Here is an 18190-nt window from a genome sequence, read left to right on the forward strand (position 1 = left end):
TGGGAATGAGCACTGCATCAGGAACACGCAGAATGACCGTCGCCCAGGCCGTCGTCGAATACCTGTCCAAGCAGTACACCGTCGATTCGATCGGCGGCCAGGACTTCCGGGAACGCCTGATTCCGGGCACGTTCGGCATCTTCGGCCACGGCAACGTTGCCGGCGTCGGCCAGGCCCTGAAGCAGTACCAGCAGCTCGATCCGACGATCATGCCGTACTACCAGGGCCGCAACGAACAGGCCCAGGCGCACCAGGCCGTCGGCTATGCCCGGCACACCCGGCGCCGCCAGACCTTCGCGATCAGCACCTCGATCGGCCCGGGTTCCTCGAACCTGCTCACCGGCGCGGCGCTGGCCACCACCAACCGGCTCCCCGTGCTGCTGCTGCCCAGCGACACCTTCGCCACCCGCGCCGCCGACCCGGTGCTGCAGCAGCTCGAACGCCCGGAAGCCTACGACATCACCGTCAACGACGCTTTCCGGCCGCTGTCCAAGTTCTTCGACCGGGTCTCCCGGCCCGAGCAGCTGTTCTCCGCGTTCCACCACGGCCTGCGGGTCCTGACCGACCCGGCCGAGACCGGCGCGGTCACGATCTCGCTGCCCCAGGACGTCCAGGCCGAGGCCTTCGACGTGCCCGAGGAGTTCCTCGCCGAGCGCGAGTGGCGGATCCGCCGTCCCGACGCCGACGACGAGGACATCCGCCGCGCCGCCGAGGCGATCCGCGCCGCCAAGCGCCCGCTGATCATAGCCGGCGGCGGCGTGCTCTACGCCTACGCCAACGAGGAACTCGCGAAGTTCGTCGAGCTCACCGGGATCCCGGTGGGCAACACCCAGGCGGGCGTCGGCGTGCTGCCGTGGGACCACAAGTTCTCGCTCGGCGCGATCGGCTCAACAGGCACGACGGCGGCCAACGCCATCGCCGCCGGGGCGGACCTCATCATCGGCATCGGCACCCGCTACGAGGACTTCACCACCGCGTCCCGGACCGCGTTCCAGAACCCGGACGTGAAATTCATCAACATCAACGTCGCCGCCATCGACGCCTACAAGCACGGCACTTCACTGCCGATCGTGGCGGACGCCCGCAAGGCCCTGGTCAAGCTGAACCAGGCCCTCGGCGGCTACCGGATCGGCGCGGACCTCGAGCAGCGGATCGCGAACGAGAAGACCCGCTGGAACGCCACGGTGGACGCGGCCTTCGACACGCGCTTCACCCCGCTGCCGGCGCAGAACGAAATCATCGGTGCCACCAGCCGCGCCATGGACGCCCAGGACGTCGTCATCTGCGCCGCCGGGTCCCTGCCCGGTGACCTGCACAAGATGTGGCGCGTCCGGGATCCGTTCGGCTACCACGTCGAATACGCCTACTCCTGCATGGGCTACGAAATCCCCGGCGGCCTCGGCGTCAAGCGGGCCGCCCTCGCCGAAGCCGCGAAGGGCGGGGCGCAGCGCGACGTCGTCGTGATGGTGGGGGACGGCTCCTACCTGATGATGCACACCGAACTCGTCACCGCCGTCGCCGAGCGGATCAAGCTGATCGTGGTCCTGATCCAGAACCACGGCTACGCCTCGATCGGCTCGCTCTCCGAGTCCCTCGGCTCGCAGCGCTTCGGCACCCAGTACCGGGCCCTGGATGAGGAGCACCACAGCTTCGACGACGGCGACCGGCTCCCGGTCGACCTGGCCCTGAACGCCGAAAGCCTCGGCGTGAAGGTGATCCGGATCGAACCGGGGGAGAAGGTCATCGCCGAGCTCGAGCAGGCCATCCGCGACGCCAAGGCTGCCCCCGAACGCGGCGGCCCGATCGTCATCCACGTTGAATCCGACCCGCTGCTGGATGCCCCCAGCTCCGAGTCGTGGTGGGACGTTCCGGTCTCCCAGGTCTCCGAGCTCGACTCCACGAAGCAGGCCTTCCAGACCTACGCCGACCACAAGAGCCGCCAGCGCAAGCTGCTCGGCTGACCCCCTTCATCACCAGCAAACGAACAAGCCACAGACCAAGGAAGTCCATCACCATGTCAACGACGACCGTCTCGACCATCAGCCACTTCATCAACGGCGCCGAAACCGCAGGCGTCGGCACCCGCACCCAGCCCGTCTACAACCCCGCCACCGGCGCCGTCTCCGCAGAGCTGCGGCTGGCCAACCGGGAGGACCTGGACGCCACGGTCGCCGCCGCCCGCGCCGCCGCCGACACCTGGGGCGACATTTCCCTGGCCAAGCGCACCGCCGTGCTGTTCAAGTTCCGCGAACTCGTCGCCTCCCACATCGACGAGCTTGCCGAGCTGATCACGGCCGAACACGGCAAGGTCCTCTCCGACGCGAAGGGCGAGATCGGCCGCGGCCTCGAGGTCATCGAGTTCGCCTGCGGCATCCCGCAGCTGCTCAAGGGCGACTACTCGGACCAGGTCTCCACCGGCATTGACGTGTTCTCCTTCCGCGAGCCGCTCGGCGTGGTCGCCGGCATCACGCCGTTCAACTTCCCGGTCATGGTGCCGCTGTGGATGGCGCCGATGGCGATCGCCACCGGCAACGCCTTCATTCTCAAGCCCTCCGAGCGCGACCCCTCCGCCTCGATGCTGCTCGCCAAGCTGTGGAAGCAGGCCGGGCTGCCCGACGGCGTCTTCCAGGTCCTGCACGGCGACAAGGAAACGGTCGACGGACTCCTGACCCACCCGGACGTGGACGGCATCTCCTTCGTCGGTTCCACCCCGATCGCCCGGTACGTTCACGAGACCGCCACCGCGCACGGCAAGCGCGTCCAGGCCTTGGGCGGGGCGAAGAACCACGCGATCATCCTGCCCGACGCCGACCTCGACAACGCCGCCGACCACCTCGCCGCCGCCGCCTTCGGCTCCGCCGGGGAACGCTGCATGGCCATCTCCGTCGCCGTCGCCGTCGGCGAAGCCGCCGACCTGCTGGTCAAAAAGGTCGAGGAGCGTGCCCTGGCCGTCAAGGTCAACAACGGCACCGTGCCCGACGCCGAAATGGGCCCGGTCATCACGCCGGCGTCGAAGGAACGCATCGTGAAGATCGTCACCGAGGCCGAAACCGCCGGCGCCGCCATGGTGGTGGACGGCCGCGACCTCGTGGTCCCCGGCCACGAGGACGGGTTCTGGGTCGGCCCCACCGTCCTGGACCACGTCAAGACCGAAATGACCGCCTACACCGAGGAAATCTTCGGCCCCGTCCTGGTTGTGGTCCGGGTGGAGGACCTCGACGCCGGCATCGCCCTGATCAACTCCAACCCCTACGGCAACGGCACCGCCATCTTCACCTCCTCCGGCGCCGCGGCCCGGAAGTTCCAGCGCAGCGTCACGGTGGGCATGATCGGCATCAACGTGCCGCTGCCCGTGCCGGTGGCCTACCACTCCTTCGGCGGCTGGAAGGCCTCGCTGTTCGGCGACAAGCACATCTACGGCCCCGAAGGCGTCTCCTTCTACACCCGCGGCAAGGTGGTCACCTCCCGCTGGCCCGAACCCACGCACGCCTCAGGAGCCTCCTACAACTTCCCGTCCAACTAGTCCCCACCGGCACCCTCGCCTCGCAAGCTCGGCCAGGGAACCCTGGCGGCGTGGGCCCACCCACCGGCACCCAACAACCACGATCGACTGCTCCGCAACCGCCGTTTTGAGCGTCCAAAAGGGCACCTGCGGAGCAATCGATGAGAAGGAATGGAAATGACAGAGAACAAGCTGATCATCGGCACCGCGCCGGACTCCTGGGGCGTCTGGTTCCCGGATGACCCGCAGCAGACCCCGTGGGAACGCTTCCTGGACGAAGTGGCCGAATCCGGCTACAAGTGGATCGAGCTGGGCCCCTACGGCTACCTCCCCACCGACCCGGCCCGCCTCGCCGAAGAGCTCAAGCAGCGTGACCTGCAGATCTCGGCCGGCACCGTGTTCACCGCCTTTCACCGCGGCCTGGACCAGTGGGAAACCGCGTGGGAACCTGCCCGCAAGGTTGCCGAACTCACCGCCGCGATGGGCGGGGAACACATCGTGGTCATCCCGGCCATGTGGCGAGACGACGTCACCGGCGAGGCCGTGGAAAGCGGCACGCTCACCGAAAAGGCCTGGAGTGACCTCTTCACGGGCCACAACCGCCTGGGCAAGACCCTGCTGGAGGACTTCGGCCTGAAGCAGCAGTTCCACTCGCACGCCGACTCCCATGTCGGCGCCCAGGCGGACATCGAGACTCTCCTCGCCGCCACGGACGCCCAGTACCTCAACCTCTGCCTGGACACCGGCCACGCCGAATACTGCGGCGCCTCCAGCCTCGACCTGATCAAGAACTACCCGGACCGGATCGGCTACCTGCACCTCAAGCAGATCAACCCGGACATCCTCAAAAAGGTCAACGAGGAAAACATGACCTGGGCGGCCGCCAACCTGGCCGGCGTCATGACCGAACCGCCAAACGGCCTGCCGGACCTGCGCGCCGTCATCGAAGCCGTGGAGGCGCTCAACCGGCCGATCTTTGGCATTGTGGAACAGGACATGTACCCGGTGGCCTTCGACGTCCCGATGCCGATCGCCAAGCGCACCCGGAACTACCTGCTCTCCTGCGGCTCCCGCACCGCCGTCAACTAGAACTGAGGACAAGATCATGACCAAGACCCTCCGCGTAGCTGTCATCGGCGCCGGCCGTATGGGCGCAGACCACATCCAGCGGCTCAACACCCGCATCCACGGCGCCGAAGTGGCCGCCGTCGTCGACGTCGACCTCGCCCGCGCCCAGGCCGCCATCGAGGGCATCCCCGGCGCCGTCGCCCTGGCCGACGCCGAGGAAGCCCTCAACAACGGCGACGTGAACGCCGTGCTGATCGCCACTCCCGGCTTCCTGCACGAGGACATCCTGCTCAAGGCGATCGCCAAGGACATCCCGATCCTCTGCGAGAAGCCGCTCACCCCGGATGCCGAATCCTCCTGGAAGATCGTCGAAGCCGAAGAAAAGCTCGGCCACAAGCGCATCCAGGTCGGCTTCATGCGCCGCTTCGACGCCGAATACGCCGCCCTGGGCAACATCATCCGCGACTCCGAACTCGGCGAGCTGCTCATGCTCCACCACCAGCACCGGAACCCCACCACCCCGCCGGGCTTCACCAACGAGATGCTGATCAACGACTCCGTGGTCCACGAGTTCGACGCCATCCGGTACTTCACCGGCGAGGAAATCACCTCGGTCCAGGTCCGCCTCGGTAAAGCCACGCGGAACGCCCCGGCCGGGCAGCACGACCCGCAGCACGTCCTGATCGAGACCGAGTCCGGCGTGCTGGCCGACGTCGAGATCTACGTCAACGCCAAGTTCGGCTACGAAGTGGCCACCCAGGCCTCCTTCGAGGACGGCATCGTCAGCATCGGCGGGGACAAGGGCCCCTACACCCGCAGCAATGGCCACTGGGGCGGCAACGTCACCCCCGGCTTCGAGGAGCGTTTCGGGGCAGCGTACGACGTCGAAATCCAGTCCTGGGTGGACGCGGCCCTGCGCGGTGAGATCGGCGGCCCCACCGCCTGGGACGGCTACGCCACGGCCGCCTGCTGCGAGGCCGGCGTCGAGGCGCAGAAGAACGGCGAAAAGGTCGCCGTGAAGCTCAACGCCAAGCCCGCCCTCTACCGCTAGGGACCCTGCCGGCCGGCGCCCCCTCCTGACAAGTTCGGGGCGCCGGCCGCCCGCACGCCCACCAGATCCACAATGGAGTGTTCAACGTGAAAATCGCCCTTGACCCCACGCCGTTCCACCACAGCCACGGACTTTTGGAGTTCCCGCGCGTGGTGGCCGACCTCGGCTACAAGTACATGCAGATGACCCCGCACGCCGATTTCATCCCCTTCTACAACCACCCGAAGGCCGACGACGCACTGGTGGGCCAGCTGAAGGCGGCCTGCAAGGATGCCGGGATCGAAATCGCCTCGGTGCTGCCCGTGCTGCGCTGGTCCGGGCCGGACGAGGACGCCCGCGAGGCCGCCGTCCGCTACTGGAAGCGCGCCATCCAGATCACCGTGGACCTGGGCGTAGGCACCATGAACACCGAGTTCAGCGGCCGGCCGGAGAAGGCCGAGGAATCCGAACGGGCCTTCTACCGCTCCATGGAGGAGCTGCTCCCCATCATCGAGCGGGAGGGGATCGACCTGCTGATCGATCCGCACCCGGATGACTTCGTTGAGGAGGGCCTGGCCGCGATCCGGGTGATCCGCGGGCTGAACTCGAATAACGTGGGCCTGGTTTATGTGGCCTCGCACAGCTTCCACATGAAGAACGCCCCTCTGGAGATCATGCGGGCCGCGGGGGACAAGCTGCGCCTGGTCCATGTCGCCGACACCATGGACCACCACGCCTCACACGGCCTGCGCTACATCACCAACCCGCCCGGCAACCCCGTCCGCGTGCACCAGCACCTGAAGATCGGCGACGGCGACGTCAACTGGGACGAGTTCTTCGGCGGCCTGAAGGAAATCGGTTTCCTGGACCGCGACGACACGGTGATGGTCTCGAGCGTATTCGCCGAGGACGACAACGCCGCGGAGGTCTCCCGCTACCAGCTGGAGACCATGACGCAGCGCATCGAGAAGGCGAGCCTATGACGAAGCCTGACGGCACACTGACCAGCTCAGCTCCGTCCGAGGCCGACTCCACGGCCCGGGAAGCCGCGGCCCGGGTACCCACGGCCGGGGAAACCGCGGCCCGAACCGCCGGCGCCTCGAATCCCAAGGGTTTCATGCGGCGCGTGGCGTTCTTCTCCACGTTTGGCGGCCTCCTCTTCGGCTATGACACCGGCGTCATCAACGGCGCCCTGCCGTTCATGCAGCGGGACCTCGGCCTCACCCCGCTGACCGAGGGGCTCGTGACCTCCACCCTGCTCTTCGGCGCGGCGTTCGGCGCCATCTCGGCGGGCCGGCTCTCGGACCGTTTCGGCCGGCGCAGGACCATTATGGGGCTCGCGCTGATCTTTGCCGTGGCCACCATCGCCTGCTCCGTCTCGCCGAGCACCGAGATGCTCATAGCCTCCCGCACCCTGCTGGGCCTCGCCGTCGGCGGGGCATCGGTGATCGTTCCGGTCTACCTCGCGGAGATGTCCCCGGCAGCCCAGCGCGGACGAATCGTGACGCAGAACGAGCTCATGATTGTCACGGGACAGTTTCTGGCCTTCACGTTTAACGCCGTGCTGGGCAACGCCTTCCCGGAGGCCTCCCACGTCTGGCGGTGGATGCTCGTCATTGCCACGCTGCCGGCCGTCGTCCTGTGGTTCGGCATGCTGCTGCTGCCTGAAAGCCCACGCTGGCTGGCGTCGGCCGGCCGCTTCGGTGAAGTCCTTGAGGTGCTGCGCCGGACACGCGCCACGGAGGATATTTCCGCCGAGTTCGACGAAGTCCGGCAGGCCGCGCGGGAAGACTACCAATCCAAGCTCGGCACCTTCCGCGACCTCACGGTTCCGTGGATCCGCCGCATCTTCGTCGTCGGACTCGGCATGGCCGTGATCAACCAGATCAGCGGCGTCAACGCCATCATGTACTACGGCACGTCCATCCTCTCCAGCTCGGGCTTCGGCGACCAGGGCGCCCTCATTGCCAACGTCGTCAACGGTGTCACCTCGGTGGTCGCCGTCGTCGTCGGGATGTCCCTCATGTCGCGGCTGCCGCGCAAGTCCATGCTGATCGCCGGCCTGACCGGCACGGCGGCGTCCCTGCTGGCCATCGGCGTCATCTCCATGCTCATCCCGGAGGGCACCCTCCGCGGCTATCTCGTTTTGCTATTCATGGTGACGTTCCTGGCCTCGATGCAGTCCTGCATTGGCACGGTGACGTGGCTGACGATGGCCGAAATTTTCCCGCTGCACGTCCGCGGCATCGGCATGGGCATCTGTGTCTTCGTGCTCTGGATGATCAACTTCCTGATCGGGTTCTTCTTCCCGCAGATGGTGTCCTGGATTGGCGTCTCGGTGACGTTCTTCATCTTCGTCGCGATCCAGCTGGCAGCCATCGTCTGGGTGAAGCGCGTGGTTCCGGAGACCCAGGGAAAGAGCCTGGAGGACCTGGAACACTTCTTCAAACAGGCGGCCGTCAAGCAGCCTGTCAACGCTTAGTCGTTCCACCACAAAGCCCCGCCCGCGACGTCATCGGGCGGGGCTTTCGTGCGTTAGCGCTTTTCCGTTGTGGCCTCAGACTCCGGCATGCAGCCGGGGGAGGGCGTCAACCAGCGGTGCCAGTTCGGGGACTTCCTGGGCCTCGGCCAGCGCCCGCTCCAGCGTGGCGTCGTGAACCGGCCGGGTCTGCTCGAGCAGTGCGATGCCGCTGGGCGTGAGCTCGGTGTAGATCCCGCGGCGGTCATCCGCGCAGAGGATCCGGGTCAGCAGCCCGCGGTCCTCGAGCCGGTTGACCAGGCGCGTGGTGGCGCTGGCGCTCAGCGCCGTGGCGCGGGCCAGCTGCTGCATCCGCATGTGCCAGCCGTCCTGCCGGCTCAGCGCATCCAGCACGGTGTACTCCACGACGGAGAGCTGGGCCTCGGCCTGCAGGGAACGCTCCAGCTCGGCCTCGATCAGCCCGTGCAGGGCCGCCAGGGTCCGCCAGCCTTGCGCCCGGACCTCGACGGCGTCGTCCTTGATGCCCATCAGGTGTTTCCCTTCAACTCGCGTGCCCGGCGGGGTGGTGACGGGCACATTAAATAATAGTTGCTTGCGCGCTGTATCTGCTTGTGCAACAATAAATAACGCGTCTGCAACTACTAGCTTACGCGCCATACCCCCATCCCGTACAGCTTTGTAAGGAGCACCTCCATGCCTGTTGGCCTGATAGCCCTCGCCCTCGGCGGGTTCGGCATCGGACTCACCGAGTTCGTCATCATGGGCCTGCTGCCGCAAGTGGCCGCAGACTTCCACGTCACCGAGGCCACCGCGGGCTGGCTCATCTCCGGCTACGCGCTCGCCGTCGTGGTCGGGGCGCTGGGCCTCACCGCGGCCGTGACTCGCTTCGAACGCAAGCCCGTGCTGGCCGTGCTGATGGTGCTCTTCATCGCCGGCAACCTCGTCTCGGCGCTCGCGCCGGATTACCCGGTCATAATGATCGGCCGCATCATTGCCGCTCTGTCGCACGGCGCGTTCTTCGGCATCGGCGCCGTGGTGGCCGCCAGCATGGTGGCGCCCAACAAGAAAGCCGGCGCGATCGCGATCATGTTCACCGGCCTGACGGCGGCAAATGTGCTGGGCGTCCCGTTCGGCACCATGCTGGGTCAAGCTGCGGGCTGGCGCTCCACATTCTGGGCCATCACGGTGATCGGTGTCCTCGCCCTGGCCGGCATTCTGGCCCTTGTGCCGAAGACGGGATCAGGCGAATCTGACGGTCGTTCTGCCGCTGGCTCTGCCTCTGGCGGGCTGCGCGGCGAACTCCGCGCCTTCCGGTCCGGGCAGGTCTGGCTCTCCATCCTCGTGACCATCCTCGGCTACGGCGGCATGTTCGGCGCCTTCACCTACATCGCCTTCACCCTCACCGAGGTCACCGGTTTCTCCGCCACCACGGTCCCGTGGCTGCTGATCCTCTTCGGCGTCGGGCTCTTCATCGGCAATACCCTCGGCGGCAAGGCTGCGGACAAGAATGTGGACCGCACCCTGGTGGTGGTCCTCGCCATCCTGGTGCTGGTGCTCGTGCTCTTCGCCCTGACCGCGGGCAACCAGCCGGTGACCATCGCCTCCATGGTGCTGCTGGGCGGCTTCGGCTTCGCCACCGTTCCGGGGCTGCAGATGCGCGTCATGAAGTACGCCAGCAGCGCTCCCACCCTGGCCTCCGGCGCCAACATCGGCGCCTTCAACGTCGGCAACGCCCTGGGGGCGTGGATGGGCGGCGTCACGATCACCGCGGGCCTGGGTTACACCTCGCCGATCTGGGCCGGTGCCGGGATCACCCTGCTGGGCCTGGTGGTGATGGCGTTCGCCGCAGCTGCTGCGAAGAAGCACGACGCCGGCCGGCCGGCCGACGTCGACAGCCCCGAGAAGGACAGCGAGTCTGAGCTGCAGCCGGCCTAGCGGCCGAACGGCAGCCGGCCTACCGGCCGAACGGCAGCCGGCCTACCGGCCTACCGGCCGAACGGCAGCCGCGGGTCCAGGTCCTGGCCCTCCCAGGTCTGGCGGATCCAGCCATGGTGCGGGTCGTCGCTGATGAGCCAGTCGCGGACGGGGCCCGGGCCGGCCATGACGTTGAGGTAGTACAAGTCGTAACCGGGGGCGGCCATGGCGGGCCCGTGCCAGCCGTACGGCACCAGGACGACGTCGCCGGTCCGGACCTCGGCCGCAACATCGATGGGCCGCTCGTCGGAGGCATAGACGCGCTGGTAGCCGATGGCGTCGTCGGCGCCCGGGCGTTGCGGGGCCCCGGGCGTCACGCGGGTTTCGAAGTAGTAGATCTCCTCGAGGTTGGTCTCGCCGTCTTTTTCCTCATCGTGCTTGTGCGGGGGATAGGAGGACCAGTTGCCGCCCGGGGTGAGGACCTCGCAGACGATGAACCGGTCCGCCTCCAGCGCGGCGGGGGTGCCGAAGTTGTGGACCTGGCGGGAGCAGTTGCCCGCCCCGCGCAGCTCCACCGGCGTCTCGGCCGCCGTGATGAGCCGGGTCGGGTAGGCGGCCTTGGCCGGGGCGGTGGCGACTGCCACGCGTCCGCCGGCGGCCGAGGTGATGGCCACCGCCCTGCCGGCTCCCGTGTACAGCACATCACTGGGGCCGCTGAAGACGCTGTCCCGGCCGGCCAAGGGATAGTCCTGCCCGTCCACGGTCGCCACGAACGAACCGTTGAGCGGGATTACGATGCGTTCCTCCGCCGCGGCGTCCAGCACTACGCCGCCGCCGGCCGCCAGCGTGGCAACCTTCAGCCCGGTATGTGCCCACCCGTCCACCTCCAGCCCGGAATCGGACGTCCCAATGGAAATGTCCCACTTGCCTTCGGCTGCGGTGCCGAGCGGATAGACCCAGTTGGCCATGGAAGCTGCCCTTTCGTTGTCGCGCCGGAGAGGCGCGCATGTGTGCGTTGTTGGAGCCGGTGGCGCTCGTTGGTGAGCGCTCGTCGGTGGACGCCTTGCGCGAGGCGCCTAGTTCTGGACGCCCGCTGATGCCGTGGTGTGAACGCCTATCGTTGAACCAGCGTCATCTCAAAGCTGTAAGAATCTGCCCGGTAGACGTGGTGGCCGGTTTCCACCATGCGCCCGGTGTCATCCACGGCTGTGCGCTCCATGGTGACGAGCGCGGAGCCCGGGGTGGTTTCGAGCAGCGGTGCCTGGTAGTCGTTGGCGATCATGGCGCCGATCCGCTGTGAGGCGAGGCGGAAGTTCACGCCGCCGTTGCGCAGGATGCCGTAGAGGCCCTGCGACGCAAGGCTTGCCTCGTCAAGGGCGGTGATGTCGTCGCGCACCCAGTTCTCCATCAGGGCCAGCGGTTTGCCGCCCACTTTCCGGAGCCTGGTGAAGTGGTAGACCTTGGCGCCGGCGGGAAGCTGGAGCGCCTTCCGGATCGAGGCGTCCGCCTCCTCATGAGAGAAGCTCAGCACATCGGTGGTGGGCTTGCTGCCGTTGTTGCTCAAGTCGTCATAGAGGCTCGAGAGTTCCAGCGGTCGGCGGACCTGGCTGGACACCACTTGGGTGCCCACGCCGCGCTTGCGGACCAGGAGGCCGGAGCGGACCAGCTCATCCATGGCCTTGCGCATCGTGGGGCGGGACAGGTTGAGCTGGGCGGCCAGGTCGATCTCATTTTCCAGCCGGCTGCCAGGTTCCAGCAGCCCGGTGTGGATGGCGGCCTCGATGCCCTGTACCACTTGGTGGTACAGGGGTATCGGTGACGAGCGGTCGATCTGCAGATTCAGTTGATTCGCCACTGGGCGTGCTCCCTTGTGCTCCGCGGTGGCCGAGGTGCCGGTCTTTCCGCGTATGTCAGGCGCATGTTCGCTTGATAGGACATACTGCCTTTTTCTGATGGTAGCAGGGCTGCCGAAGGGAGCCAAGGGGTGTTGTCTGGGGCCGCGGGGGTGGGAGTCGGGCTGACCGCTTTGCGCAGGTGGAGCCCGCGAATTCGGTCATTTCATCGCGTAGCGCTACGTCAAAACATCCTAATGTCAGGACAAACTATTGACAACTGTGATTGGAGTCACCATGATCGGTTGTAGATGGCTCATGGACCGACGCGATGAAGCGGCCGGCGTGGCCCGGAATCAAAGGAGATTGATCGTGACCAAGTTCTCGTGGCGGAAGGCAACCCTCGTGGCTGCCGTTGTACCCATGCTGGCCCTGAGCGCGTGTTCCAGCACCGGCGGCAAGCCCGCAGACTCAGGCAATGCGGCTGGCGGAGGCCAAGTCGCCTCGACGCCCCGGATTAAGGTCGCCTTGATCACCCACGCTCCAGCCGGTGACACGTTCTGGGACACCGTCCGCAAGGGTGCCGAGGAAGCGGCGGCTAAGGACAACGTGGAACTGCTGTACACCGGCGATCCGGAAGCCGGCCGGCAGGCACAGCTGATCCAGCAGGCCATAGACCAGAAGGTGGACGGCATCGCTGTCACCCTGGCCACTCCGGACGCGCTGAAAGACTCGCTGAAGAAGGCCGCTGACGCGGGCATCCCGATTGTCAGCCTGAACGCCGGAGAAGGGGTCTCCCAGGCACTCGGAGCCTTCACCCACTTCGGCTCCAACGAGCAGCTCGCCGGTCAGGCCGTGGGCACAAGGCTCGCTGCCGAGGGTTACAAGCACCCCGTCTGCGTCATCCAGGCACAGGGCCACGTAGGCCTGGAAGCCCGGTGTGCCGGTGTGAAGGCCAAGGTGCCCGGAACGGAGATCCTTTACGTCAACGGTGCGGACATGACGTCGGTCGAGTCGACGGCGACCGCAAAGCTGCAGGCATCCAAGGATGCTGATGTCATCATCGGGCTGGGCGCTCCCATCACCCTGACCCTCCTGAAGTCCGTGGCGACCGCCGGAAGTTCGGCCAAGGTTGCCAGTTTCGACCTGAATAAGGAACTAGCCCAGAAGATCGACGACGGCAGCGTGCTGTTCACGGTGGACCAGCAGCCATGGCTGCAGGGCTACGGAGCCGTTGACGCCATCTGGCAGACCAAGCGCGGCGGATTCAAGATCGGCGGCGGCCAGCCCGTCCTGACGGGACCCGCGATCGTTGACAAGTCCAATGCGGCTGATGTTCTGAAGTTCGCCGAGCAGGGTATCCGCTAACAGTCCGCTGGCCGGGCCGGCCCTGGCCGGCCCGGCAGCTAGGAGAATTATCATGACCGTCACCCAGACCAAGACAGAGTCAGCGGCGCCCGATGAGCGCGTCGCCAAGCGCAGTCCGTTCCAGAAGTTGCTCGGACGTCCCGAGGTCGGTGCCCTGGTGGGCGCGATCGTCCTCTTCATTTTCTTCGCGTTGGTGTCCCCGACCTTCACCCAGCCCGGTGCCCTGGCGACCATCCTGTACGGTTCCTCCACGATCGGGATCATGGCCGTGGGGGTGTCGTTGCTGATGATCGGCGGGGAGTTTGACCTTTCCACCGGCGTCGCCGTGATCACCTCGGCGCTGACCGCGTCGCTGTTCAGCTGGTACTTCACCACGAACGTCTGGGTCGGCGTCGGCCTGGCCCTGGTGGTGTCCTTGTCCGTCGGGTTCATCAACGGCTGGATCCTGATCAAGACCAAGCTGCCGTCCTTCATCGTGACCCTCGCGACGTTCCTGATGCTGACCGGCCTGAACCTGGGCCTGACCCGGCTGATCGGCGGCTCGGTGTCCTCGCCCTCGATCTCGAACATGGACGGCTTCGCCTCTGCCCGGGCGGTCTTCGCGTCCTCGGTGACCATCGGCAACGTCGACATCAAAATCACCGTGTTCTACTGGTTTGCGCTCGTCGCGGTCGCGACCTGGGTGCTGATGCGGACCCGGGTGGGGAACTGGATCTTCGCCGTCGGCGGGGACGCGAACGCGGCCCGCGCCGTGGGCGTGCCGGTCAAGGCCACCAAGATCGGCCTGTTCATGGCCGTGGGGTTCTGCGCCTGGATCCTGGGCATGCACAACCTCTTCGCCTTCGACACCGTGCAGTCCGGTGAGGGCGTGGGCAACGAGTTCCTCTACATCATCGCCGCGGTGATCGGCGGCTGCCTCCTCACCGGCGGCTACGGCTCGGCGATCGGCGGCGCGATCGGCGCGTTTATCTTCGGCATGGCCAACAAGGGCATCGTCTACGCGCAGTGGAACCCGGACTGGTTCAAGTTCTTCCTGGGCCTGATGCTGCTGCTGGCCACCATCGTCAACCTCATCGTCAAGCGCCGCGCGGAACTGAAGTAAAAGGGGCCCGGAACCATGAATGCCAAAGAGATCGACCAGCAGACCCTGCTGCAGAACGAAAAAGACCCGCTCACCCACACCCCGGTGCACCTGCTCTCCCTCGACGGGGTCGGGAAGCACTACGGGAACATCATCGCCCTCTCCGAGGTCACCATGGCCGTGGACAACGGCCGCGTCACCTGCGTCCTGGGCGACAACGGCGCGGGCAAGTCCACCCTGATCAAGATCATTGCCGGCCTGCACCAGCACGACGCCGGGGTCCTGAAAGTCATGGGCGAGGAACGGAAGTTCAGCTCCCCCCGGGACGCCCTCGACGTCGGCATCGCGACCGTCTACCAGGACCTCGCGGTGGTGCCCCTGATGCCGATCTGGCGGAACTTCTTCCTCGGCTCGGAACTGACGAGCGGGTTCGGCCCGTTCAAGAGCATGGACGTCGAGAAGATGAAGGACATCACGCTCAAGGAACTCGCCGCGATGGGCATCGACCTGCGCGACGTCGAACAGCCCATCGGCCAGCTCTCCGGCGGTGAACGCCAGTGCGTCGCGATCGCCCGGGCCGTGTACTTCGGCGCGAAGGTCCTGATCCTGGACGAGCCCACCGCGGCCCTGGGCGTGAAGCAGTCCGGCGTGGTGCTCCGCTACATCCTGCAGGCCCGCGATCGCGGCCTCGGGGTCATCTTCATCACCCACAACCCGCACCACGCCTTCCCCGTCGGGGACCGGTTCCTGCTGCTCAAACGCGGCAAATCAATCGGCTACTACGACAAAAAAGACATCACCCTGGACGAACTCACCGCCCAGATGGCCGGCGGCGCCGAACTCGCCGAACTCGCCCACGAACTCGAACAACTCGGCGGCCACGGCGACATCGTCAAGGAAGTCCAGGGAGAAGTCGCCGACGTCGCCCAGACCACCGGCACGACCTACCAGTAACGGCCGCCCCACTCCTGAAAGGACAAGCCTTTGGCTTACCTCAACCGCACCCCGTCCGACGCCGCCCTGCCGGTGCGGATCGGACTCATCGGCTCGGGCTGGATGGGCGCCTTCCACGCCGAGAGCATTGCCCGCCGGGTCCCCGGCGCCGTCCTTGCCGCCATCGCGGATCCGAACCTGGAATCCGCCGGGGCGCTGGCCGACGCCCTGGGCACCACGAAGGTGACCGCCGACGCCGCCGACCTCCTGGCCGACCCGGCGATTGACGCCGTCGTCATCGCCAGCCCCGCGCGTTTCCATTCCTCCCTGATCGGCCAGGCCGCAGCGGCCGGAAAGCACGTCTTCTGCGAGAAGCCCGCCGGTCAGGGGCTCCAGGAGCTCGGCGCCGCCCTTGACGCCGTCGCCGCCGCCGGGGTGCACTTCCAGATCGGCTTCAACCGCCGGTACGCCGCAGACTTCCAGGCGGCCAAGAAGGACCTCGCCGCCGGAATCGTGGGGCAGCCGCAACTGCTGCGTTCGCTGACCCGGGACCCGGGCACCGGGAGCATCGGCCACGCCGCAAGGATCCCTGCGTGGACCATCTTCCTCGAAACCCTGATCCACGACTTCGACACCCTGAACTGGTTCAACGAAGGCGCCGAACCTGTGGAGGTCTATGCGGTTGCCGACGCGCTTGTGGAGCCGGGACTGCGGGACCATGGGTTCCTGGACACCGCCATCGTAACCATCCGCTACAGCAACGGCGCGATCGCCGTCGCCGAGGCAAACTTCAGTGCACTGTACGGCTACGACATCCGCGGCGAGGTCTTCGGCTCCAAGGGCATGGTCCAGGCCGGCCGCGCCACCGAAACCGCCGCCCGCCGGTTCACCGCCGAGGGGATGTCCGCCGACACCCCACGGCTGAACGTCGAGCTCTTCCGGCAGGCCTACACGGACGAGCTGGTGGACTTCGCCGACGCCGTGCGCGCCCGGCGTGACCGTACCGCGCCCGAGCCGAAGCCCTTCACTCTCACTCCGGGAGCCAGTGACGCCCGGCGCGCACTGGCCATGGCGCTGGCCTGCATCGAGTCCGTCAAGCAGGGGACCCCGGCAACGGTCAACACGGTGGCCGTCAACGAGAGCGTGGTCCTCTGATGCGGCTCGCCGTGTGCGCTGAGATGGTCTTTACGGACCTGCCGTTCACGGAGCGGGTGCGCCGGCTCCACGAGGCCGGCTTCGACGTCGAACTCTGGGACTCGCGGCCCAAGGACATCGGCGCGCTCAAGGCCACCGGGGCGGTGTTCTCCTCCATGACCGGATACAGCTCCGGCAGCCTCGTGGACCCGGACACGGCGGACGAGGTAGTGCGGACCGCCGAGTCCCTGATCCCCACCGCCCTGGAACTTGGCGTCAGCCGGCTGGTGGTCCACCCGGCGGAACTCATCGACGGCCACGCGGCCCGCCCGGTCTACCGGGCCACCGGCCAGATGTGGGCCACCGGCGCCCGGACCCTGGAACGGCTCGGGAAGCTCGGTGAGAAGTACGGGGTGACGTTCTGCCTCGAGAACCTCAACACCATCCTGGACCACCCCGGCATCCCGCTGGCACGGGCCAAGGACACCCTGGCGCTCGTGCAGGCCGCCGGACACCCGAACGCCAGGCTCATGCTGGACCTCTACCACGCCCAAATGGGGGAGGGGAACCTGGTCGAGCTCGTCCGGACCGCCCTGCCATACATCGGCGAGATCCAGGTGGCGGACGTTCCGGGCCGCTGCGAACCCGGAACCGGGGAAATCAACTACGCGGCCGTCGCCAGGGCGCTCGCGGACGCAGGCTACGAAGGGACCGTGGGCATGGAAGCGTGGGCCAGTGGCGACAGTTATGCGGCCCTGGAGGCCTTCCGTGCGGCGTTCACCGTGCCCGCACCAAACCTGAGAGTGGAAGTATGAAAGACGTAATCCTTGGACTCGTCGGCGTCGGGCGGATCGGGGTCATGCACGCCAACAACATCGCCGCCCTCAACGAGGTCCTGAACCCGCAGGGGATCCGTGTCCGGCTCCGCCTCACCGACGTCGCCGAAGAGCACGCCCGGACGGTGGCAAGCGGTCTCGGTGCCGAATTCCTGCCCTCGGTCGAGGCGCTGCTGGCCTCGGGGCTGGACGGCCTGGTCATCGCCACCGGAACCGGGACCCACCCCGAGCTCATCAAGGCCGGCGTGGACGCCGGGATCCCGGTCTTCTGCGAAAAGCCCGTGGCCCTGAACGTGGCCGACGCCCTGCCGGTGCTCGACTACATCCGGGACCGGAACGGCGTGGTGCAGATCGGGCATCAGCGCCGGTTCGATGCCGGGTACCTGGAAGCCCGCCGCGCCTTTCAGGCCGGCGAGCTGGGCTGGATCCATTCCCTGCGTGCCGTCACGTGCGACATGACGCCGCCCCCGGTCGAGTTCCTGGCCAGCTCCGGCGGGCTCTTCCGGGACTGCTCGGTCCACGATTTCGACATCCTGCGCTGGCTCACAGGCCGCGAAATCGTCGAGGTCTTCGCCAAGGGCTCCAACAACGGGGATCCGGCGATCGGTGAAGCCGGCGATGTGGACACGGCCCTCGCGCTGGTGACGTTCGACGACGGCACCGTGGGAACGGTTTCGGCCACCCGCTACAACGGGGCGGGCCATGATGTCCGGCTGGAAATCCAGGGCTCCCGCGGCTCCCTGATAGTGGGCCTGGACGACAAGACGGCGCTGGCCTCCGCCGAGGCCGGGATCACGTTCCCCGCGGGGAAGCCGCATCGGACGTTTGCCGAGCGGTTCGAGACGGCGTACCGCTCCGAGATGGAGGCGTTCGTCGAACTGATCCTTGGCCGCCGGGAGAATCCCTGCACCCCGGAAGACGCCGTCGCGGCCTCCCGGGTTGCCGATGCCGCCCAGGAATCGCTGGCCACCGGTGCCCCGGTCAAGGTGACGGTGAGCGTCGCCAGCTGACCA

The 18190-nt window shown here is 67.1% G+C and carries 16 protein-coding genes; 13 read left to right on the forward strand and 3 right to left on the reverse strand.

Annotation, left to right across the window (positions count from 1 at the left end):
- The first annotated feature begins 32 nt into the window (after window positions 1-32).
- The 6 genes from iolD (at window position 33) to ABH915_RS05045 (ending at window position 8082) form a co-directional block, all read left to right on the forward strand.
- On the forward strand, window positions 33-1961 hold the full coding sequence (iolD, locus tag ABH915_RS05020; protein ID WP_370118448.1) for a 3D-(3,5/4)-trihydroxycyclohexane-1,2-dione acylhydrolase (decyclizing): 1929 nt from the start codon (window positions 33-35) through the stop codon (window positions 1959-1961).
- A 53-nt stretch (window positions 1962-2014) separates the two neighbouring features.
- Window positions 2015-3523 carry a CoA-acylating methylmalonate-semialdehyde dehydrogenase gene (locus ABH915_RS05025; RefSeq protein WP_370118451.1) on the forward strand — a complete coding sequence of 503 codons (1509 nt, stop codon included), beginning with the start codon at window positions 2015-2017 and terminating at the stop codon, window positions 3521-3523.
- 156 nt (window positions 3524-3679) lie between these two features.
- Window positions 3680-4591 (forward strand): sugar phosphate isomerase/epimerase family protein, encoded by a 912-nt coding sequence (locus ABH915_RS05030; RefSeq protein WP_370118454.1) that lies wholly within the window; start codon window positions 3680-3682, stop codon window positions 4589-4591.
- A 16-nt stretch (window positions 4592-4607) separates the two neighbouring features.
- Window positions 4608-5621, forward strand: a complete 1014-nt coding sequence (locus tag ABH915_RS05035; protein ID WP_370118457.1) for a Gfo/Idh/MocA family protein — start codon at window positions 4608-4610, stop codon at window positions 5619-5621.
- An 86-nt stretch (window positions 5622-5707) separates the two neighbouring features.
- Window positions 5708-6583 carry a sugar phosphate isomerase/epimerase family protein gene (locus tag ABH915_RS05040; protein ID WP_370118460.1) on the forward strand — a complete coding sequence of 292 codons (876 nt, stop codon included), beginning with the start codon at window positions 5708-5710 and terminating at the stop codon, window positions 6581-6583.
- Window positions 6580-8082 carry a sugar porter family MFS transporter gene (locus tag ABH915_RS05045; RefSeq protein WP_370118463.1) on the forward strand — a complete coding sequence of 501 codons (1503 nt, stop codon included), beginning with the start codon at window positions 6580-6582 and terminating at the stop codon, window positions 8080-8082. The genes ABH915_RS05040 and ABH915_RS05045 overlap by 4 nt, the downstream gene beginning before the upstream one ends.
- 75 nt (window positions 8083-8157) lie before the next feature.
- Here ABH915_RS05045 and ABH915_RS05050 read toward each other — a convergent pair whose 3' ends face one another.
- Entirely contained in the window at window positions 8158-8607 is a 450-nt protein-coding gene (locus ABH915_RS05050; protein ID WP_018776047.1) for a MarR family winged helix-turn-helix transcriptional regulator, read from the reverse strand.
- Window positions 8608-8772: 165 nt separating this feature from the next.
- Between ABH915_RS05050 and ABH915_RS05055 the strand changes: the two genes are divergently transcribed.
- On the forward strand, window positions 8773-10014 hold the full coding sequence (locus tag ABH915_RS05055) for an MFS transporter (RefSeq protein WP_370118467.1): 1242 nt from the start codon (window positions 8773-8775) through the stop codon (window positions 10012-10014).
- A gap of 50 nt (window positions 10015-10064) precedes the next feature.
- On the opposite strand, the gene iolB is transcribed toward ABH915_RS05055, so the two are convergent.
- Both iolB and ABH915_RS05065 read right to left on the reverse strand, forming a co-directional pair.
- Complete coding sequence (gene iolB, locus ABH915_RS05060) at window positions 10065-10961, reverse strand: 5-deoxy-glucuronate isomerase (protein WP_370118470.1); 897 nt, start codon at window positions 10959-10961, stop codon at window positions 10065-10067.
- Between the two features lie 146 nt (window positions 10962-11107).
- The gene (locus ABH915_RS05065) at window positions 11108-11848 is read right to left on the reverse strand and encodes a GntR family transcriptional regulator (RefSeq protein ID WP_026538869.1); all 741 of its coding nucleotides are present in this window, start codon (window positions 11846-11848) and stop codon (window positions 11108-11110) included.
- Window positions 11849-12197: 349 nt separating this feature from the next.
- Here ABH915_RS05065 and ABH915_RS05070 point away from each other — a divergent pair, with 349 nt between their 5' ends.
- From ABH915_RS05070 to ABH915_RS05095, 6 genes are read left to right on the forward strand one after another with little or no spacing between them, the layout of a single operon-like run.
- Window positions 12198-13193 carry a substrate-binding domain-containing protein gene (locus tag ABH915_RS05070; protein WP_370118473.1) on the forward strand — a complete coding sequence of 332 codons (996 nt, stop codon included), beginning with the start codon at window positions 12198-12200 and terminating at the stop codon, window positions 13191-13193.
- Window positions 13194-13245: 52 nt separating this feature from the next.
- A complete protein-coding gene (locus tag ABH915_RS05075; protein WP_370118476.1) occupies window positions 13246-14295 on the forward strand; it encodes an ABC transporter permease in 1050 nt (349 codons plus the stop codon).
- 15 nt (window positions 14296-14310) lie between these two features.
- Window positions 14311-15228 carry an ATP-binding cassette domain-containing protein gene (locus ABH915_RS05080; RefSeq protein ID WP_370118479.1) on the forward strand — a complete coding sequence of 306 codons (918 nt, stop codon included), beginning with the start codon at window positions 14311-14313 and terminating at the stop codon, window positions 15226-15228.
- 30 nt (window positions 15229-15258) lie between these two features.
- On the forward strand, window positions 15259-16362 hold the full coding sequence (locus tag ABH915_RS05085; RefSeq protein WP_370118482.1) for a Gfo/Idh/MocA family oxidoreductase: 1104 nt from the start codon (window positions 15259-15261) through the stop codon (window positions 16360-16362).
- Complete coding sequence (locus ABH915_RS05090; RefSeq protein ID WP_370118485.1) at window positions 16362-17156, forward strand: TIM barrel protein; 795 nt, start codon at window positions 16362-16364, stop codon at window positions 17154-17156. The genes ABH915_RS05085 and ABH915_RS05090 overlap by 1 nt, the downstream gene beginning before the upstream one ends.
- Entirely contained in the window at window positions 17153-18187 is a 1035-nt protein-coding gene (locus ABH915_RS05095; RefSeq protein ID WP_370118488.1) for a Gfo/Idh/MocA family oxidoreductase, read from the forward strand. Before ABH915_RS05090 ends, ABH915_RS05095 begins: the two co-directional genes overlap by 4 nt.
- Window positions 18188-18190 lie beyond the last annotated feature (3 nt).

The organism is Arthrobacter sp. MW3 TE3886 (genome assembly GCF_041262145.1).
Lineage (GTDB): Bacteria > Actinomycetota > Actinomycetes > Actinomycetales > Micrococcaceae > Arthrobacter.

What these genes read in the sequence shown, in the direction of transcription:
- iolD (WP_370118448.1), top strand. Translation starts at nt 33, where the DNA reads ATGACCGTCGCCCAGGCCGTCGTCGAATACCTGTCCAAGCAGTACACC.
- ABH915_RS05025 (WP_370118451.1), top strand. Translation starts at nt 2,015, where the DNA reads ATGTCAACGACGACCGTCTCGACCATCAGCCACTTCATCAACGGCGCC.
- ABH915_RS05030 (WP_370118454.1), top strand. Translation starts at nt 3,680, where the DNA reads ATGACAGAGAACAAGCTGATCATCGGCACCGCGCCGGACTCCTGGGGC.
- ABH915_RS05035 (WP_370118457.1), top strand. Translation starts at nt 4,608, where the DNA reads ATGACCAAGACCCTCCGCGTAGCTGTCATCGGCGCCGGCCGTATGGGC.
- ABH915_RS05045 (WP_370118463.1), top strand. Translation starts at nt 6,580, where the DNA reads ATGACGAAGCCTGACGGCACACTGACCAGCTCAGCTCCGTCCGAGGCC.
- ABH915_RS05050 (WP_018776047.1), bottom strand. Translation starts at nt 8,607, where the DNA reads ATGGGCATCAAGGACGACGCCGTCGAGGTCCGGGCGCAAGGCTGGCGG.
- ABH915_RS05055 (WP_370118467.1), top strand. Translation starts at nt 8,773, where the DNA reads ATGCCTGTTGGCCTGATAGCCCTCGCCCTCGGCGGGTTCGGCATCGGA.
- iolB (WP_370118470.1), bottom strand. Translation starts at nt 10,961, where the DNA reads ATGGCCAACTGGGTCTATCCGCTCGGCACCGCAGCCGAAGGCAAGTGG.
- ABH915_RS05075 (WP_370118476.1), top strand. Translation starts at nt 13,246, where the DNA reads ATGACCGTCACCCAGACCAAGACAGAGTCAGCGGCGCCCGATGAGCGC.
- ABH915_RS05080 (WP_370118479.1), top strand. Translation starts at nt 14,311, where the DNA reads ATGAATGCCAAAGAGATCGACCAGCAGACCCTGCTGCAGAACGAAAAA.
- ABH915_RS05090 (WP_370118485.1), top strand. Translation starts at nt 16,362, where the DNA reads ATGCGGCTCGCCGTGTGCGCTGAGATGGTCTTTACGGACCTGCCGTTC.
- ABH915_RS05095 (WP_370118488.1), top strand. Translation starts at nt 17,153, where the DNA reads ATGAAAGACGTAATCCTTGGACTCGTCGGCGTCGGGCGGATCGGGGTC.